The sequence below is a fragment of the uncultured Methanobrevibacter sp. genome, from assembly GCF_937898925.1.
Lineage (GTDB): Archaea > Methanobacteriota > Methanobacteria > Methanobacteriales > Methanobacteriaceae > Methanobrevibacter.
In genome coordinates this window covers 1-16,538 of the sequence record NZ_CALDKF010000106.1, presented here as the reverse complement: position 1 = coordinate 16,538, position 16,538 = coordinate 1, and the positions used below count along the sequence as shown (strand labels likewise).

The 16,538-nt window shown below is 32.6% G+C and carries 14 protein-coding genes; 4 read left to right on the top strand and 10 right to left on the bottom strand.

What is annotated here, in order from left to right:
- Positions 1-15 precede the first annotated feature (15 nt).
- The 7 genes from Q0409_RS08875 to nikR all read right to left on the bottom strand — a co-directional run bounded on the left by Q0409_RS08875 (position 16) and on the right by nikR (position 8,474).
- On the bottom strand, positions 16-1,638 hold the full coding sequence (locus Q0409_RS08875) for a hypothetical protein (RefSeq protein ID WP_298537227.1): 1,623 nt from the start codon (positions 1,636-1,638) through the stop codon (positions 16-18).
- Between the two features lie 92 nt (positions 1,639-1,730).
- Positions 1,731-3,377 carry a Mur ligase family protein gene (locus Q0409_RS08870; RefSeq protein WP_298537225.1) on the bottom strand — a complete coding sequence of 549 codons (1,647 nt, stop codon included), beginning with the start codon at positions 3,375-3,377 and terminating at the stop codon, positions 1,731-1,733.
- Positions 3,378-3,472: 95 nt separating this feature from the next.
- Positions 3,473-4,546 carry a glycosyltransferase family 4 protein gene (locus tag Q0409_RS08865; protein ID WP_298537223.1) on the bottom strand — a complete coding sequence of 358 codons (1,074 nt, stop codon included), beginning with the start codon at positions 4,544-4,546 and terminating at the stop codon, positions 3,473-3,475.
- A 314-nt stretch (positions 4,547-4,860) separates the two neighbouring features.
- Entirely contained in the window at positions 4,861-6,000 is a 1,140-nt protein-coding gene (locus Q0409_RS08860; protein WP_298537221.1) for an ATP-grasp domain-containing protein, read from the bottom strand.
- Between the two features lie 134 nt (positions 6,001-6,134).
- Positions 6,135-6,830 carry a hydrogenase 3 maturation endopeptidase HyCI gene (locus tag Q0409_RS08855; RefSeq protein ID WP_298537219.1) on the bottom strand — a complete coding sequence of 232 codons (696 nt, stop codon included), beginning with the start codon at positions 6,828-6,830 and terminating at the stop codon, positions 6,135-6,137.
- A gap of 133 nt (positions 6,831-6,963) precedes the next feature.
- Entirely contained in the window at positions 6,964-7,890 is a 927-nt protein-coding gene (locus tag Q0409_RS08850) for a methyltransferase domain-containing protein (RefSeq protein ID WP_298537217.1), read from the bottom strand.
- A 131-nt stretch (positions 7,891-8,021) separates the two neighbouring features.
- The gene (gene nikR / locus Q0409_RS08845) at positions 8,022-8,474 is read right to left on the bottom strand and encodes a nickel-responsive transcriptional regulator NikR (RefSeq protein ID WP_296870134.1); all 453 of its coding nucleotides are present in this window, start codon (positions 8,472-8,474) and stop codon (positions 8,022-8,024) included.
- A gap of 246 nt (positions 8,475-8,720) precedes the next feature.
- Here nikR and Q0409_RS08840 point away from each other — a divergent pair, with 246 nt between their 5' ends.
- Positions 8,721-9,512, top strand: coding sequence for an alpha/beta fold hydrolase (locus Q0409_RS08840; protein ID WP_298537214.1), 792 nt, complete (start codon positions 8,721-8,723; stop codon positions 9,510-9,512).
- A gap of 41 nt (positions 9,513-9,553) precedes the next feature.
- Here the strand turns inward: Q0409_RS08840 and Q0409_RS08835 are convergent, their stop codons facing one another.
- Positions 9,554-10,009: a hypothetical protein gene (locus Q0409_RS08835; RefSeq protein ID WP_298537212.1), complete on the bottom strand. Its 456-nt coding sequence runs from the start codon at positions 10,007-10,009 to the stop codon at positions 9,554-9,556.
- Positions 10,010-10,226: 217 nt separating this feature from the next.
- On the bottom strand, positions 10,227-10,694 hold the full coding sequence (locus Q0409_RS08830; RefSeq protein WP_298537210.1) for a HEAT repeat domain-containing protein: 468 nt from the start codon (positions 10,692-10,694) through the stop codon (positions 10,227-10,229).
- Between the two features lie 339 nt (positions 10,695-11,033).
- On the opposite strand from Q0409_RS08830, the gene aksF reads away from it, so the two are divergent.
- The 3 genes from aksF to Q0409_RS08815 all read left to right on the top strand — a co-directional run bounded on the left by aksF (position 11,034) and on the right by Q0409_RS08815 (position 14,658).
- Entirely contained in the window at positions 11,034-12,038 is a 1,005-nt protein-coding gene (aksF, locus tag Q0409_RS08825; RefSeq protein WP_298537208.1) for a homoisocitrate dehydrogenase, read from the top strand.
- 40 nt (positions 12,039-12,078) lie between these two features.
- A complete protein-coding gene (locus tag Q0409_RS08820) occupies positions 12,079-13,572 on the top strand; it encodes a class I adenylate-forming enzyme family protein (RefSeq protein WP_366940113.1) in 1,494 nt (497 codons plus the stop codon).
- Positions 13,573-13,914: 342 nt separating this feature from the next.
- Positions 13,915-14,658 carry an SDR family NAD(P)-dependent oxidoreductase gene (locus Q0409_RS08815; RefSeq protein WP_298537206.1) on the top strand — a complete coding sequence of 248 codons (744 nt, stop codon included), beginning with the start codon at positions 13,915-13,917 and terminating at the stop codon, positions 14,656-14,658.
- A 173-nt stretch (positions 14,659-14,831) separates the two neighbouring features.
- On the opposite strand, the gene Q0409_RS08810 is transcribed toward Q0409_RS08815, so the two are convergent.
- On the bottom strand, positions 14,832-16,538 hold a 1,707-nt coding region (locus Q0409_RS08810; RefSeq protein WP_298537205.1), incomplete at its 5' end, for a lectin like domain-containing protein.

Here is a 16,538-nt window from a genome sequence, read left to right as displayed (position 1 = left end):
TTTCATCTCCTAAATTCAAGATCTGTTTTTAATGTATTCTGCTCTTTTTTCATGAGCCTCTTCTTCAGTTGGGAATAAACCTAAATGCTTGCCATCAACTTCAGCACTCCACATGAATAAACCTTCCTCATAATAAACACCTTCATACTTAGAGGATTTTTTCTGACTTAATGTTGAGTCTGACTTTTTGGATTTGGATTTGGAAACCTTAGCTCCACCGCTAACCTTAACTTTCTTTTTAGCTTTTTCTTTTTGGACCTTATTTCCACCTTCAACCTTAACTTTGTTTTTATCAGCATCTTTTTTAAATTCCTTAGCATAATCCAATTTAGATTTCTTATTGGAATCTTTGCTTTTAGCCATTTCCTTCTTAATGCTTGACTTTGAATCAATTGACTTGATAGGTTTTGAAGTTTTGGTCTTTTTAGCATTCTCTTTTGCTTTAGCCCTTAACTTATCCCTTTCCTCAAGGGTGATGGTTTTGTATCCGCCTTTGACCTTTACATCAACCAAACCGTTTTCCTTCAAGTAATCCTTTCTTGCCTTGATTGCCTCATTCTCGCTTGAGTGGTAAGATATTATCTGTCCCTTAACGCTTACAGACCATAATTTCTGTATTTTGCTAAAGGAGATTCCTCTTGCTTTGGAATAAGCACCACCTATCTTTCTAGGCATTGGAATCGAATGGATATAAATTTCCCTTGCTTCAAAAGCCTCTTTAGATGATTGGTATAATCCCAATTCCTTATCTCCATGCTCTGCTTTCCACATGAAAAGATTATCGTCATAGGAAATTCCCAAGCATTGCGAATATGGAACATCAGGTTGTCTGATCTTTATTTCCTGATTATTAATTCCATAAACAAGATTTTCATCCTTTTCCTCTTTTGCCTTAGGGATGTACAATTCATTCAATATCTGTATGATTTCATTGTCTGGACTGGATTGCCTAAGTCGGATGAAGTCCTTGCCATCATTAATTGCTGACTTTAGTCTAATCAGTAAGTCTGCATCCTGTGTTCTTCTGCTAAGCTTATATTTAGGCCTTATGAAGTCCTTATCTCCAGAATAATTTACATAAAACCAGACACATATATTGAATATGATCTTATGGGCTTCACTTGCGGCCTGAAGCTCACCGCTTATATCATTTGAAGGGTTTTTAGATAAAAGCGGATTAGTGGATTGATTTGCAGACTCATCACGGAAATCATCATTGCTAAGTGAAGAATCGCTTTTAACTTCATTAAAACCAGTTTTATAATCCCTTAAACCGCCATTTTGAACATAAGGCTTATTTGTTTGTTGTGATGGCCTGAATCCACCAGTTCCATCACTGTTTAATGTATTGTGATAAACATCATTTCTTAATCTTCTAAGCTTTGAAAAGTCATTTTTTATGTTATTCGGCAAGATATTGGCCTTATTCAACTTTTCAATCCTTTTATATTGGCTGTTTTCATCATCCTTGATTCCTTCATAAGCGAAAATTGCCTTAGTGATCTTTTCAGCTATTCTTCCAGCAATCAGAATAGCTTCCACCCCATCTCCTTCAATGAGATTCTTATCCATCCTGGCACAGTCTAAGTATATGTCTCTAAACTGATTTTCCAAGAAACTAAAACAAAATTCACTCATATAAACAACTCGTTAATAAAAATAATAAATTAAATGATTTGTAAATAAAATTTGTAAAGAAAATTTGTAAAGAAAATATAATTCTACACTATTTAATGTCCTAAAATATCTTTCAATACCTCTGATGCAGGATCCATTCCTTGCGCACCAATCAATAATACAACATCATCTTTGTCTGCAGTTTCCATAATGTATCCTAAAGCATCATACAGCTTTTCAAAATGATTGTACTTGATATGCTTCTCATCCAATTTGGCAAAGAAGATGTCCTTTTCAAAGTCTTCCACGAAATTCAAATGGTCAACCAAATCAACGCTTGAGGATAGTGTTAAGTAAATCTTTCTTTTCTTAGCGCTTGGATCTTTTTCAATCAAATCATCATTTCTGTGGTGCAATTCCTTAATCACTTCTGCTAAAGCCTCTGAATTGAGACCATTCAATGTCTCTCCACGGGAACCTCTGATTGCACATGCTACATACAAGTCATTCTTATCCAATTGCTCTGCCAAGTCATAGCTTGCCCTAACAGTGTTCTTTATTCCATCAGGATTATGTGCAAAGTCATCAATGACTATAGGCTCATCGTAAAGCCTTGTAAACCTTCTGCTTAAAGGCCTATAGGTTTTAACACCATCAACAATATCCTCAATTGGAATCTCCAACGAAATGCATGCAGAAATTGCAGAAAGGATATTGCGGATAAAATGCTCACCAGTGAATGGAAGCTCTTCAAAGCTTAAGACTGGATTTCCATCATACTTTATTTGCTTTTCAACTCTATCAAAATAGACTTTCTTATCACTATCTGCATCATAATCTTCGATTAGATCTCTTTCCATTGAAGTGAAGTAAGCATCAACGCCATCATTTAAGAACTGTTTCATGTTCAAAACATTCTCATCATCAAAATTAAGGACAACTCCACCTTTATTTGTAGCTTTTACTACACCAGAAGTCTCTTCAAATACATCTTCAATTGAGTTAACAAGGCCGATATGGTCCATTGCAACATTGGTCACCACTCCAACATCAGGATTGATTGCTGAAGACATGATCAATGCATGGTTTTTCATCAAATCTGTTCCCCAGCCTTGCACTTCTGAAACTTCAATTACAAGATAATCGAACACTTCCTTGTTTGGAATGTCACATATGAAATTGAATAGTCTTGGGTCAACTCCCTGATTTGCCAAAACCTCTTCTGAAATCAATTTTGCAACCATTGGGTCAATCAATGTGTTGAATTCTGATTTAGCGTCAGTGTTTGTGAATACATTATATCCGGCATGGGATAGGATATGATAAATCATATGGGAGCTTGTGGATTTGCCGTTTGTTCCACTTATCACCACTCTTTTACAGTCAGGAACCAAATTGTCAATTGTCCATTTGATTGCAAATGCATTTGCAAATTCAATTCTATCCACTACAATCACTGGAAACTGGAGTTTTTCTGCCATTTCCAAAGCATCTTCCTTAGGAGTCAATGTGATTAGGCAAGCGACATTCTTTTCATTTGCTATTTCAACTCCTTTGCCGTTAATCCAATGCCTTATTACAATATCTCCCTCTTGAGCTTCATTCAATGTTTCAAATATTCCAGTGAATCCATTTGAAGCCTTATAGCTATTGGAACCGTAAATCTTGCCTCCAATGGAATCTGCAAGCTGGTCGATAGAAAAAGTGTTTAAAGAAGATACGGAATCTGCTAATTCATTTAAAAAATATGTTTTTGACATTTCAATCCCTTGATGTGTTTATAAAAAGAATTATAGAATAAAAATAATTGGTAAATTATTGATAAATTTTAAATTTAAGTTATTTAATTGAAATCTTATGAAAAGAGATAAAGTTTTCCTAAAATTCCAATTGCACATACTGCTACAGTAAGTAGCCAATAGCTTAAAACAATCTTGATTTCAGAGATTCCCTTGTAATTCAAGGTATGATGCAAAGGCTCTACAGGCAAGGTAATTATATGAGCTCTGTGCATTAGGCTTATGATAGTTGATACGATTGGAACAGCTAATGCAAGCACTCCAAAGTAAGGCATGTCAGTTAGGAACACTGCTGCTGCATAACCGGTACCTAAGATAAAAGATCCTGTATCACCCATGAATATTGAAGCAGGATACTTATTGAATACCAAGAATCCAAGACAGATTGCAGTCAAGAGACCAAATGGATAAAGTGCTGTTGGATTTCCAAACAGGTATCCGTAAACACAGCATGCAAATGATGCAATAGCTATTATTCCAGCAGCTAAACCGTCCATACCATCAATGAGGTTCACTGCATTGATTGCACCTAATACACCTATGATCAAAACAGGATATGCCAAAAGGCCTAAGTTGAATCCGCCGCAAGTTGCTACAGCACCTGTAAATGCCAAGAATAAACCAGGCAATAGCTGTACAATGATTTTTACTCCTTCACTTGGCTCGTATTTGATTGGAATTTCAGCTACAATCTCAAGCTTGCCTTCATCAACCAATGCGCCCACTTGCTCTTTAGCCTTGTCAGTGGTGATTCTTGCCTCTTCACCAACTCCTAAATCAAGGAGGCCTATAGGAACAATAGAATCGCTAATGTTCTTAACTACCTTTTGATATTCCTTTACTCTAAGACCTAATAGGTCATCAAGCAATCCCATTACTCCACCAGTAAGCATGATAAATGAAATGATCAAAATATCTGTGTTTTTATAATATAATGAAAGAATAAGCAAAATAGCAAATAAGAAAGCTATTCCTCCCATTGTAGGGGTTCCTGCCTTATGTCTATGTTCACTTACTATAGGATTGTCAGATAAGTCTGCATCCCTTAATGTTTTCCTTACAAACCAAGTGAATATCACTGTCGCAAAGAAGGTTATTAAAAACATTATAATTACTTTTGTCAAATCCATTTTCATCACACTAATTTATCACACTAAATTCTTAAAAAATATTAAAAAATTCATATTAAATATAATATTTTATAGTTAACCTAATATTTATATTTTTATTTACATATAAGAAAATGATATTACAATGATATTATCATTACATAGTGATAATATCAAAAGAACCTCATAAAAAATGTATTTGAATGAAAAGAAGATTTTAAAAGAGAATTTGTGAATTAGATAGATTATTGAAAAAAGAGAAGATTGAAAAAAATTAAAAAAAAGATGAAAAAATAATTAAAAAAAGAACAATATTGAAAAATGAATGGTTTTATCTAAAAACTGTAATCATTTCCAGTTAATTCCTTAGCTATTTCAAAGGTTTCTTCACGAGTGTTTCCCCTGATTGTTACCCTTTGGTATCCTTTAGGGCCATGAACAATGAAATTGCCATTGATGTATTCCTTTACAGGTTCCTGAGGAGCTGGTCCTTCATAATCACCAATCGGAATCTCTAAGGTATAATAACTCTTCATTTCCTTTTCAAGCTCTTTTACATCGAATTTGCCAATTGCAATGTCTACAAGCAAGTTCAATGGATTCAAGTCTGTGCAAGCAAATGAAAGGTATCTTGTACCGCTTGGACGAGTGTTTATCTCAATTGCATAAACCTTGTTTTCCTCTTTTGAATAAATCAAGTCCATATCAATTGTTCCCTCAGATTTAAGGTTTGTTGCAATGTGCTTTGCTATTTTTCTAAACTCTTCATTATCCATATTTTCAAAGTTGCAAGGACCATATCTGAGTCTTTTGATTGGATGAATTCCTTCCAAATTGGTTTCTCCCTTGTAAACCGGTACCAACGGCAAGTATTCCCCATTCCATCCTATAACTTCAATGGAAACTTCAGATCCTTCGATGAACTTTTCAATCAATGCTTGCTCAAAATTCTCAAAGTAATCCAAAACATCCTTAAATTCATTTGTTATGCAAATGTCCTTACCGCCTTGTCCTTCTCCCTGTTTTAGGACAATAGGGAAATCGAAACCTAACCTTTCTATAAATTCCTCTTCAGTGTCAAAGTCATTTCTATTCAAGACATTTGCAGGAGGAACGTTAAGATTGATTGATTTAAAGAATTCCTTGGTTTTTATCTTATCGGATGCAATTGATACGGCATTTACGTTGGAAGAGATTACTGGAATGTTATGCTCCTTCTCTATTTCCTCCTTCATGACAGCTACACTCATCAATGGAGGGTCTATTCCTAAAAGGGGAACGATAGCATCAACTTCCTCTTCAATAGCTATTTCCATTGGCTTATCCATTCCTCTTGGAACGATATAGTATTTGGTAGGCAAATCCAAATTAGGAGCTTCCTCGTTTGATTCGGTAATTATGCTTTCCACTCCCAATTTATCAACATGATAAGCTACATCATCGTATAATCTTGATCCAATAAACAAAACTTTCATAAAATCACATTAGAATTCTTAATCTATTAATATATTTAAAATCGTATTAAATATAATTTACTAAAAAAAGAAAAGAAATACCTTATTTTCAGTGAATTAAGTAAAATAAAAATATAAAAAAAGTTTTTAAGCATTTAATATGCTAAAATCTTATCGAACAGCAATTTTATAAGCCTGTCTGATGACTCTTTAACATTATCAGACAATTCAAATGACAAGTCCATTATTTCCGGTTCAATTCCAATGAAAAGAATCTTATACTCCTTTTCCAACTGCAAATATTTAATCAGATATGCTAATGACATTGAGTGTGTTGAAATGCTGATATCAACTATATTGTCTTTATTCACTATGTTTATCTCACCAGCTTCTTTTTTCATCAAACTTGCATCAATCAGTATGATATGTGAAGGGTCGAGTTTCTTTATAAGTCCGGTAAAGTTTTCTGGAACAGATCCCCCATTGATTAAAAATGTTTTATCCAACCTTGCAATCAATGACTCATTTACATCAACATTTAATTCGTTTTTGTACGAATCAAGTGCCTTATCTAGAGGTGTATTTCCAGTGTTAATGTCATTTACATTATCAAAAAACTCAAATTCATTATCTTTATTTTCAAGTTCATTATTATTGATTTCTCGATTTATATCATTTAAATTTGAATTATTCAGGATATAATCTTTTAAAATAGATAATTGATTAATTATATATGGTCCTAAACCATCATCTCCACGAATATCATTTCCTATACCTAAAATAAGAAGACTATCGCAGTTTTCTAAAAATGAATCAATATTTGAACTTATTTTATCAAAATTATTTAACATTTTATCACTAAAGAATACACTTGAAAAACTTGAAAATTTTTACACTTGAAATGCAACTAAAAAAGTATACATTCAACATAATTCCTATCTGTTGAACATCATACAGATTAATCAAAAAATATTGAATGTTCACCTAATCATCATGAACAATTTCTAAAATTTCAGTCTTGATGGTTTCAACTCCACCGCCCATCACATATTCCAATCTTATCCTTACTGAATCACCGCATCTCACTTCAGCCTCTTCAATTGGAATCAACATTTCAGGATTTAGCATTGGAGTAGGTCCACAGATAATGTTTTCATTCAATTTGGTAAAGCTTGTTAGTTTAATACCATTAATCTTTAATTTATCTTCTTCAATATTAAAATTTTCTTTAAGATTGAATTTATCATACTTCTCTTCGCTTAAGTTCTCTTCAAAACCAATTTTATCCAAATCATCCCTATTAAATATCTTCAATTCCATTTCTGCAGAGAAGTCACAACCAATATCATCCAGGAAGTCAAATTCACTGTAAACAACAGATACACCTAAAGAAACATAAATTGGACTGTATTCATCATCTTCATACTGAATGAAGTGATTGTTCATAAAAATAGGTTCAGCTGAATTGATCATTCCTTTCGGTATGATTTCACCATCATCCTTTAGGAATTTCCTTGCACGATTCAATACAGGAACTTCCTCCTCATCTATCAATGCGGTATCCAACATCTCACAGATAATCAGGTCTGCCTTTTCATTTAATTTACTGAAATCAAAGCTTAATATATCATCATTGAATACTTGAATGTTATCGAATTCTTTAAGGTTCTCTTTAGCTAATTGATAGGTTGAATTATTTAATTCAATAGCTATAATCCTATCCATATATTCACTTGCAAAATAGCTTAAAACTCCAGAGCCGCATCCCAAGTCAAAAGCTACCTTACTATTTGAACCATTGGAATCCATGCCATTCCTTATTGCATAATCATCAATAGCCTCCTTGAAAGCGCTAAGCCTTTCATAGTCTCTTAAAAGCTTAAAATGATAGGAATTTACTTTGAATTTCATAATAACACTCAAATCAATAAAGATTAAAAAAAGATAAAGTTGACTAATAAATATATAATATTAAAAATTTAATTAAAGATTCATTAGCATTAATGAACTTCAATTAAAAAAATTTAAGAAAAAGTTAATGATTAGTGAACGTGGTCATGATCAATGTCATGGCTGTGTTCATGGTCTAAGGACTCACCGTTAGCTGTAGATGTAAGTTTTACATGCTCTACACCTTTAAGTCTCATCATTCTTTCGGTAAGGTCTCTGATTTGTGTAACATCCCCATTTACAACTATGACTTCCATACAGTATTTGTGGGTCATGTGGATGTGCATGCTCGCATTGATTTCCTTTCTGAAATCATGCTGGATGTTTGCAAGGCTTTCCATAACACCTGTGAAATGATGATCGTAGATAATGGTGATTACACCTACCCTTTGACCCTCCATTTCATTCATCCATTGATATCTTAAAATGTAATCGCTTAAAGCATCACGAATACCTTTTGAACGTGATTGGTAACCTCTGTCTTTTAAAACTTCATCAAATTCAGCCAAAAGCTTTTTTGGCAAAGACATACTTATTCTCATCATAATTAAACACCTAAAACTACAAACAAATATTTAATAATAATTACCTTTATTACAAATATAATAAAAATCACAACATTATTATTAACTAATTAATATTTTATTACTTTCTATAATATAAATATTACTAAAATTATTACAAATTTTCATAAAAATATTAAATCTGGTTAAGTGCTTGTATCATTTATGTAGAAAACTTAATTCAATAAATAAAAAATATTATATTAAACTTAAAATAAATGATTGATTATGACTAAAAGGATTATAAATGACATTTGCATAAATTATGAACTTGAAGGAGAAGGGAAAACCATTGTTTTTGTTCATGGATTATCTGATAGCTTAGCTTATTGGAAAGTCTTAAGCGAAACCCTAAAGAATGATTATCAGACATTGATTTATGATTTGAGAGGGCATGGAGAATCCTCTGATGATGATAAAAACACTACAATTGACTTTTACCAAGAAGATTTATATCAATTGCTGAAAGCATTGAATATTGAAAATGCTGTTTTTGTAGGGCTTTCATTAGGTGGAAATGTCATATTGGACTTGGCAGTTAATCATCCAGAAATGGTTAAAGGACTTATCGTCATGTCAAGCTTTCCGGAACATGACGAGAAACTGAAAAAGATCTTTGATGACTTTGACAATGCAATAGATAAAGGATTCGTTGAATTCTTTGATACAATCATGCCTTACACATTAACTGAGGATTTGCTTGAAGAGCATAAGGAATTCCTCGAAAGCGTTAAGCATGAAGCTGCAAAAACTGCAAATCTTGAGGGAATAAAAAAGGGAATAAATGCAGGTTATGGATTTAATCTTACTGATAAGTTAAATGAAATCAATGCCCCTACACTCGTTATAGCTGGAGGAGAGGACAATCTAACCACTTTGGATATTCAAAGAAAAATAAGTGACAACATAAAGGATTCTGAATTGATTGTCCTTGAGAAAACAAAACATAATATTCTAATTGGCAGAAATATTGAAAAAGTGTTGAATATCATTAATGATTTTATGTCAAAAATAGAATAAAAAAAGTAAAAAAAAGTAAAAAAAGTTAATGGACTGGATTATTATAAGATTTTATAATAATCTCCATTTTTCCTATAAACAGCTTTAATAAGCCCCTTATTTTCTAAAGATAATAAAATATGATACATCCTAAAGTCTGTTAATTTTAAATCACCATATAAAAGATTTCCTTCAATTTCATATCTTGAAACAAATCCTTTCTCATCAACCAAGGATTTGATTATTTCAAAGGATGCCTTTTCCTTTTGGTTCAATTCGGCATTAATCACATCTTCCTTTGAATCTACAGTGTTTATTGTTGCATCAACTTCCTTCAATTGAACTGTAGAGCCATTATAGAACACCAACCCCTTAGACTTCAAGCTTTTCAAAAGATCATTGAGGTCATGCTCATACATGCCCAAATCATCTTTAAGGAGAGAGACATCTATCTTTTCTTCCTGATATGATTTAATTTGATTTAAAACTTCCTCTTCTGCTTTTGTAATTGTAATCATAAGTAAAACCCTATTTTTAAAAAATATTCTTTTTCTGATTTAATTATATTATGTTAAACATTATAAATAAACTTATAGACAGCAGTTGAAAAGTAAAATCTTAAAAAAAAATGGAATAAATAAAATTTAAAAAAAAGTGGAATAACAAAAATAAGTTAAAAAGAGTTAAAAATAGTAAGAAAAAGTAAAAGAAAAGATAAAAAAATGAATAAATCACTTATTCATCTTTTAATCTGTGAATTGCATCTTTTGCACCGTATTGTACAAAAGAGCTTTCATCATCTAATAATTCTTCGAGTTTTGGAAGTGCTTCCTTAGCGTCAAGTGCACCTAAGATCCAGCAAGCTGCACCTCTGACTCTCCATTTAGGATTATCCAATTCTGCAAGGACAGGTTCAATAGCTTCATCACCCATAGTGGTTAAAGCTGTGGAAGCTTCTCTTCTTACCAATTTGTTTCTGTCTCCTAAAGTCTTTACAAGTGCAGGAATAGCTCTTTTATCACCAATAGCTGCTAAGATTTGAGCTGCACCGATTTTTATGTCTTTGTTTCTTTCATCTAAAGCTGCAATAAGGGGTTCTACTGCTTCTTCACCTTTAAGTTCAAGCATACCTATTGCCTCTTCTTTTACAAAATCATCAGAATCCTTTAAATCTAATATAAGATCATCAATAGATTTTTCCATATTATTACCATCCTAAAATAATTATAAAAATTTAATTTAATTCACCAATCATCCAATCAAATGAATTGCCTTAATTTTATTATAGAGTTAAATGTACTTAATTATTATTATAATTTACAAGTATATAAATATTTCGACTTTATACGAACAATATCAAAACATACAAATGAACATTAAATCTATAAAGACAACAATGTACAAAAATATACATTAAGGGTTAAAATTGAAAAAGATTATAATATAAAAAACATAAATAATATATAAATGATTTATAAAATTATTAAAAATTTAGATTAAAAATTAATAAATTAATTCAAAAAATTTAAGGATTATGCAATCATGATAAAAATAGCAAGAATAGATGGAGACGGCATAGGAAAGGAAGTTACAGAAGCTGGAGTGGCTGTTTTAGAATCTTTGGATTTGAACTTCGATTTTCTCGAAGCGGAAGCAGGAAGGGAATGCTTTGACAAGAATGGAACAACAATCCCTGAAGAAACCATTAAGATAGCCAGAAATGCAAAAGCAACCCTTTTTGGTGCAATCACTTCCACACCTGGTCAAAAAAGTCCAATAATCACACTTAGGCAAGAGCTTGACACTTATGCAAATCTAAGGCCTATCAAATCATTCAAGGGAATTAACTGCCTTTTCGATGACTTGGATTTTCTCATTGTAAGGGAAAACACTGAAGGCTTATACTCTGGAAATGAAACAATCGATGACGGAAAAGAGAAAGCAATAGCTCAAAGGGTAATCACCAGAAAGGCGAGTGAAAGGATATCAAGACTTGCATTTGAGCAAGCAATAAAACTCAAAAAGAAGTCTGTAACCTGTGTCCATAAGGCAAATGTATTGAAAAAGACTGATGGTGTCTTTAAGGAGTCCTTCTTTAAAGTGGCTAAAGACTATCCAAGCATCAAGACCAATGATTACTATGTGGATGCAACAGCAATGTATTTATTGACAAAGCCACAGGAATTTGATGTAATCGTTACAAGCAATCTCTTTGGAGACATATTATCAGATGCATCAGCAGGCCTTGTTGGAGGATTGGGACTTGCTCCTTCTGGAAACATTGGAGACAAGCATGGATTATTCGAACCTGTTCATGGATCTGCACCAGACATTGCAGGAGGCAATATCTCAAACCCAATAGCTATGATACTATCTGTTTCAATGATGCTTGAATACTTGAATGAGGACTATTGGGCAGAAAAAGTCAGAACCGCTTGTGAAAATGTCTTGGAAAAAGGAAATGTGAAAACACCTGATTTAGGCGGAACAGATAAGACAATGGATGTTGCAAATGAAGTTATTAAGGAAATAGAGAATTTAAGATAATTTAATGATTAATAAAAGTTATGAATTGAAGAGGAAAAACATGTTAAACATTACTACATTTATCGATGCTAATGCACGCAGATTAGATAAGGATGTCTATTACTGTCCAAGCAGAAATTTAAGATACAATTCCACTGAAGTATTGGAGATTGTATCTGGAATAGGCCAAAGCCTAATTGATAAGGGCATTGAAAAGGGAGATAGAGTCCTAATCTATTTGAATAACTCACCGGAATACCTATTCTCACTCCTTGCAATATGGAGAATAGGCGCAATAGCCATTCCAACCAATAGGATACTTACATCATCAGAATTGAACTATATGATAACAGATTCTGATGCCAAATTGATAATCACTGATGCTGATGCAAAAGAAACCGTAAAGGTTCTAAGCATCGAATCATACATTATAGAAGACTGTGAAAGCTTTAAAGGAAGCGATACATTACCTGCTTGTGAAACAGAATGGGATGACTTATGTCAATTGCAATACACCTCAGGCACTACTGGAAAACCTAAAGGATCAATGCTAACCCATGGAAACTGGTTTACAGCTATTCACAATGCCTGTGATGTATTGACCTATAAGGAAAACGACACATTCCTTTGCATTTATCCAATGGCTCATGTAGGAATATTATGGGCAATTGCAGCACTTAGAGCTGGAGCATTAACCATTACCATGGACTTCTTTGAAATAAACGAATACCTTGAATTATGTAATGATGAAAAGGTAAGTGTCCTATCCGGAATGCCTCCTGTAATCCATACATTGACAAACCTTGAAGAGGAAAAAAGGGAAAACCTCTCTACCGTTAGGGAAATCATCAGTGGAGGAGGCCCACTCCATAGAAAGATATGGAAAAAGTTCATGGGCCAATACAACATCCCAATCATAAATGCATACGGACTTTCTGAAACCATTGTAATAGGTACAGGAACAGTAATCAGACCAGAAGACTATGCTACAGCAGACAGATATGAAAGTGTAGGGCATCCAGTATGTTTCTCCGAACTTAAAATCGTTGATGAAGATGATCCGAGCATTTCCTTAGGCCATTATGAACATGGGGAAATAGCTCTTAGAGGCCCTGCAATAGCTAAAGGATATTGGGGAATGGAAAAAGAAACCAAGGAATCCTTCCTCGAAGACGGATGGTTCCTAACTGGAGATATCGGTTACATCGATGAGGATGAACGTCTCTTCATTACAGACAGAAAGAAAGACATGATTGTAATGAGCGGCTGGAAAATCTATCCTACTGAAGTTGAGGAAACATTGATTAAATACCCAAAAGTGGATGAGATTGCAATTTTCAGCATTGACGATATCCATAGGGGAGAGCTTCCTGTAGCTGCAGTTGTATGGAAAGATGAAGAGGATCCTGATGGATTGGTCCAATACTCTAAGGAATATTTAGCAAGATACAAGGTTCCAAGAAAGATATTCACCATGGATGAACTTCCAAGGGTAAATGGTTGGAAACTCCTTAGAAGAGAGTTAAGAGAAATGTATTCAACTAAGATAGAATAATAATTTCTCATTTTTTCTTTTTTTAATCAAAAACCTCATATTATACTTTTATTTTTTTCTAAAAAATTACATTTTTTTACATTCTTCAAATCTTATATTCTTATATTTCTCATTTTGTAAAATATTTTATATTTTTTCTATATGATTAGATAATAAAAAAATAATAAATTGAACAAAATAATAAAAAAAATTAATTTTACTAGGTTAAATATTATACAATTATAAAAAAATCTAAACAATATCTAGAAATATTTAAAAATATTTAAAAATATTTAAATACTTTATTCAATATACTATTAAACATAAAATCATATGATTTTAAGATTAAAGAAGGTGAAATAAATGGGCAAACTAGACGGAAAAGTAGCAATCGTAACTGGATCAACCTCCGGTATGGGCCGTTCTACAGCCAAATTATATGCTGAAGAAGGTGCAAAAGTTGTTGTAACTGGAAGAAACGAAGAAAGAGCACAAGCTGTAGTAGATGACATTGTAGCAGCTGGTGGAGAAGCATTTGCAGTTATTGCTGATATGGCTAATGTTGACGACATTAAAAAGATCTTTGACGAAACCATGGAAAAATATGGTACTGTAGACATTTTATTCAACAATGCAGGACTTTTAAGCGTAACCCCTCTCTTAGACATTACCAAAGAGGAATGGGACAAAGTATTTGCAGTTGATGTATACGCTCCATTATACTTAACCCAATTAGTAGCTCCTGTAATGAAAGAAAAAGGAAAAGGTGTTGTAATCAACACTTGTTCAGTAGCATCCTACGCTGCACACTTCGGATTTGTAGGTTACATCTCATCCAAACACGCTATTGCTGGTCTTACCAAATCCATGGCATTCGAACTTGGTCCAGAAATAAGATGTAACGGTATTGCTCCTGGTGCTATCCACACCGCTATGGTAGATAGTATTGGTGGAGTAGAAGCATTACAAATGATGGTTGATGGAGCACCTATGAAAAGAGTAGGTCAAGGAGAAGATATTGCTGCATTAGCATTATTCCTTGCTTCTGACGAATCTGAATTCGTAGACGGTCAAATCATCAGATGTGACGGTGGATTTGAGTGTTAATTTTTTAAAAGTAGTTGGATTTTTATCCTCTACTACTATTTTTATTTTTTAATTTCAATCCTAATTTTAGCTATTTTTAAAAAAAAAGTTCATAATATTTCTATTTTTAATTACAATTCGATTTCAGCTATTTTTAAAAAAAAATAAGTAATATGAAAAAAAACTATTTTTAACTATTTTATTCTAATAGTGTTCTTAATAGTTAATTTTCCATATGTTGAATAAATTACATATTTGCCTCTTTTCAAGTTTTTAAGGCTTAATGTAGCTATTCCTTTAGAATTGGTTTTTCTTTTGTATATTTTGGACTTGAACTTGAATTTAATGTATTTGTATTTCAAGATCTTTCCTTTGGAATTGACCAATTTAGCAGTGAACTTGATTGTTTTAGCTTTCTTCTTAGTAATGTTCTTTGTAATGACAGTAGATTTTACAGTAACATTATTCTTTACAACAAATCCTTTATAACTGGCTGAAATAGCGTATTTTTTAGGTTTTAGGCTTATTTTCAAGTAAGCATATCCATTACTGTTAGTTCTTCTGGTATAGGTTTTACCGTTTATTGTGAACTTTACAGTGACATTCTTTGCAATTCTACCATAGTCATCATAAACCCTAACCTTATAGCTGGAACCTGCTCCATAATACATTAGCAAATTCTTATTTTGAGTGATTCTCTTGAGAACTTTGATAGTTTGGTTTTTCTCCTCTAATGTGACAGGATTCTTAATTGTAACCTTGTAAGTTCCAGGTTTAAGTGTGTTGTTTATGATGATTCTTCCATTGCTATCTGTATTTAAATTGTAAGTTTTGCCTGCAAAGACAATTGTTACAGTCTGATTAGCCAAAGGATTGGAATCCTTATCCAACAGGCTTACGATATATTTTGATCCGTAAGTGTAATTGCTGGAAGGAAGATTAATGCTTGATTTTACATTGATTACAGCTGAATTGGATGAGTTTATATAAATTTCCTCTCCATCATATCGAATCTCAATAGCATAAACTCCAACATTTAAATTGATGTTCAATGAAACTTCTCCATTCTCATCAGTTACAAGAGTGTCAGTTACATTGTTTAAAGTGTAAACAAGATTTTTACCAGCAAGAGGATTTCCATTCTCATCAGCCAATCTAATCTTATACTCATAACCTCTATCATATACAGTATTTAAATCTGGGAGATAAATGATTGTGCCTTTAGGATTTACATTTATTGATTGATTAGATGATGAAGGACTATATCCAGTTGCATTAAATTGAGCGGATATTTCATTATAGCAACTTGTGAAATTATAAGTAAGTTTTGCTACTCCATTAGATACATTTACATGAACAATATTGCCAGATAAATTGAAAATCACTTCGCCGCCATCAACAGGAATACCAAATTGATTTAAAACATATGCAGTGATATTCACAGGATTGAAATCATCATAATCAATAGCTAATGAAGTTACAGTATTTATTACATCAAATACTGTAAATGCCTTTATGCAAGCCACTTGTGAACTATAATTATGTTTTTCATAACCATTCCATTCTAAATCATAGAGATCTTCCCAGTTTACGCCATCATAACTGACGAATGAAATAGCTTCTTTATAGAATTCATTATTTAAGCTTACCTTTTCAGAAATAGGGAATCCTGCATCTCCAGTAACATTTATCTTAAAGACAACTTCAAAAATGTCCCCTACATTAAGCGGAACATGTTCGAAAAGGTCAATTGTCCAATAGCCAGGATTGGAAAATCCAGATTTAGTGGATTTTAAAGCATCATTTACATAAACTGACAATTCCCAATTGCTTGGCTTTTCAAAATAAGTGGAAACTGCAGATAAATATTCATTATCCGTAGCATTGAAAATATTTTTATA

Excerpts from the sequence above, each read along its gene's own strand:
- Q0409_RS08855 (WP_298537219.1), bottom strand. The coding sequence starts at position 6,830 with ATGTTAAATAATTTTGATAAAATAAGTTCAAATATTGATTCATTTTTA.
- Q0409_RS08820 (WP_366940113.1), top strand. The coding sequence starts at position 12,079 with ATGTTAAACATTACTACATTTATCGATGCTAATGCACGCAGATTAGAT.
- Q0409_RS08815 (WP_298537206.1), top strand. The coding sequence starts at position 13,915 with ATGGGCAAACTAGACGGAAAAGTAGCAATCGTAACTGGATCAACCTCC.
- Q0409_RS08870 (WP_298537225.1), bottom strand. The coding sequence starts at position 3,377 with ATGTCAAAAACATATTTTTTAAATGAATTAGCAGATTCCGTATCTTCT.
- Q0409_RS08830 (WP_298537210.1), bottom strand. The coding sequence starts at position 10,694 with ATGGAAAAATCTATTGATGATCTTATATTAGATTTAAAGGATTCTGAT.
- nikR (WP_296870134.1), bottom strand. The coding sequence starts at position 8,474 with ATGATGAGAATAAGTATGTCTTTGCCAAAAAAGCTTTTGGCTGAATTT.
- Q0409_RS08840 (WP_298537214.1), top strand. The coding sequence starts at position 8,721 with ATGACTAAAAGGATTATAAATGACATTTGCATAAATTATGAACTTGAA.
- Q0409_RS08850 (WP_298537217.1), bottom strand. The coding sequence starts at position 7,890 with ATGAAATTCAAAGTAAATTCCTATCATTTTAAGCTTTTAAGAGACTAT.
- Q0409_RS08860 (WP_298537221.1), bottom strand. The coding sequence starts at position 6,000 with ATGAAAGTTTTGTTTATTGGATCAAGATTATACGATGATGTAGCTTAT.
- Q0409_RS08875 (WP_298537227.1), bottom strand. The coding sequence starts at position 1,638 with ATGAGTGAATTTTGTTTTAGTTTCTTGGAAAATCAGTTTAGAGACATA.
- aksF (WP_298537208.1), top strand. The coding sequence starts at position 11,034 with ATGATAAAAATAGCAAGAATAGATGGAGACGGCATAGGAAAGGAAGTT.
- Q0409_RS08865 (WP_298537223.1), bottom strand. The coding sequence starts at position 4,546 with ATGGATTTGACAAAAGTAATTATAATGTTTTTAATAACCTTCTTTGCG.
- Q0409_RS08835 (WP_298537212.1), bottom strand. The coding sequence starts at position 10,009 with ATGATTACAATTACAAAAGCAGAAGAGGAAGTTTTAAATCAAATTAAA.